We start from the raw sequence: 246 nt of genomic DNA, 5'->3' as shown, positions 1-246 counted from the left end.
CGTCATCGTAATCAGCTAACGGTCCATCTTCGGTTTCCGTTACCGTGGCAATGACCGGCAATAAGTTTAATGCCTGCTTATAATAGTCGCTCACATTGTCTTTATTCAGCACCGACAAAAGTTGTAATTCGCCTACATCAGTTTGTAAGACAAAACCATAGTCTTCGCAGGTTGCAAGCACTTCGGGTACCAGTAAGCCTGCATGTTTATAAGCCTTGGCCATTGCCACAAATGGCGCGATGGGCA

Annotated in this window: 1 pseudogene; it reads right to left on the bottom strand. The window is 45.9% G+C overall.

The features are described 5' to 3' along the window. A pseudogene (locus AAEZ00_RS21940) lies at window positions 1-246 on the bottom strand (aminoglycoside phosphotransferase); the annotation flags it as partial.

It is taken from the genome of Shewanella sp. S1-49-MNA-CIBAN-0167, assembly GCF_040310145.1.
GTDB lineage: Bacteria > Pseudomonadota > Gammaproteobacteria > Enterobacterales > Shewanellaceae > Shewanella > Shewanella psychromarinicola.
Note: the sequence above shows the minus strand (reverse complement) of the source record. Positions and strands in the feature narration are given on the sequence as shown.